General features: G+C 55.5%; 1 protein-coding gene. It reads right to left on the reverse strand.

Annotated features, from left to right (window positions below):
- Window positions 1-57: 57 nt before the first annotated feature.
- Window positions 58-1389: an IS110 family transposase gene (locus tag PMI18_RS02190; RefSeq protein ID WP_007907079.1), complete on the reverse strand. Its 1332-nt coding sequence runs from the start codon at window positions 1387-1389 to the stop codon at window positions 58-60.
- Between the last annotated feature and the right edge of the window lie 230 nt (window positions 1390-1619).

Raw genomic sequence — 1619 nt, forward strand, 5'->3', positions numbered from 1 at the left:
AGCGGGAGCAAGCTCTTATCAAACAAAAAATAACTCATTGTTTTTGCTCTTAAAAAATCAAGCGGCCTTGACCAACTGCATCCCCAACTTGCGCGCCTTTCGTTCCAAGGCACGCAATTGACGGTCACGGCTCTTCTCCTCAAATGCTTCAAGCCCCTTTTCTACATACGGTTGACCTTTGGTCAGCATGGCGTAAATGAGCCGTGCTAATTGGTGAGCTGTGGCTTTGATCGCGCAGCTGGTATCCATTCTCGTCAGTCTGGCGCGATGGCTGGCACCGATAAAGCTCTTGTCTTGGCGCGCGCTGGTTGCGGCCTGTTTCAGGGCCTGTGCGGCTCGATTTATGATTTTCGGTGCTTTACCTGGAAGTGGTTTTCCGCCTGATATCCGCGTCGGCGGTGCCAAACCAAGCCAGGAGCAAAAGTGTTGGGCGCTGGGAAACCTGGATAAATCTGGCCCCAGTTCGCTGGCTAACACGAGTGCCGTATCGATTCCGATAGTGGGGATCGCCGTTAAATCCACGCCCATTATTTTGTTCAAGGCTCGGTGCAAGACCGATTGTTCATCGCTTGTGCGGTGCGGGCTGCGTAACGATTTACCCGGTGCCTCGACCTTTTCCTCAAGAACCGGGAGTCGAGCCAACGCTTGAGCGATCGCCTGATCGCACTCGCCGATCTGCTTTTCCAGGAAATCATGACAAGCCAATTCCTGATCCAGGGCATGCAGATGTTCGGCTCGCCAGTTGCCATGCAAGCTTCGCGCGATAGTCGCCCGGTCGGCTTTGATGCGGCCATCCCGAAAAGCTGCGAGCTTTTCGGGATCCCGTTCTCCTTGAACGATAGCCCGTAAAATCTTCAGGCCGGTCACCCCGGTAATGTCGCTGATGACGTTCGCCAGCTGGATATTCATCTGGGTCAGGGCTTTTTGCATACGATTGATCGTCTTGGCCTGATCGCGGACTTTATTGGTCCGTTGGCGGACCAATGAGCGCAATGAGCAGATTTGATCCGCAGGGCGAAACGCGCCACTGAGCAACCCGTATGTCATGAGCTGGCGAATCCACTGACAATCAAGCACATCGGATTTGCGCCCGGAGGTCTGACGGGTAGCGCGCGAGTTGACGAGGTAGACCTCGAACCCGCGGGCATCGAGCACTTCGAAAAGGGGAATCCAGTAAACGCCGGTCGCCTCCATTGCCACGACTTTGACGTCCATTGAACCGAGCCAGTCGGCCAAGGCAATCAAATCATCGGTAAAGGTCGAGAATTGACGAACGGGGTCGTCGCATTTTTCTGGGTCGACGGCGACCCAGTGCTCTGAGCCGCCCACATCAATGCCGGAACAATCAGGATGGACGATTTCAAATCGCTTTTGGTTCTTGCGCGCCATGGCAATTCCTCGCAGGATTGAATGACGCGCGCGGGGTACACGGTGGCGAGCGGATTCACTCTCTTATACGAGGTCATGGCTTACGCCATGCCTTCAACGACTCCACGCCGATACCGTGCAGGCCACTCTCCCTCGCGGGTGCTGACACACCAGTGCTGGTTACGGCCTTTGCCCCGCGCGCGTACTTCAACTTTACGATGCCTCAGTTTGCTGCGCGACAGCGCTGCGTC

Source organism: Pseudomonas sp. GM102, from assembly GCF_000282555.1.
Lineage (GTDB): Bacteria > Pseudomonadota > Gammaproteobacteria > Pseudomonadales > Pseudomonadaceae > Aquipseudomonas.

What these genes read in the sequence shown, in the direction of transcription:
- PMI18_RS02190 (WP_007907079.1), bottom strand. Translation starts at nt 1,389, where the DNA reads ATGGCGCGCAAGAACCAAAAGCGATTTGAAATCGTCCATCCTGATTGT.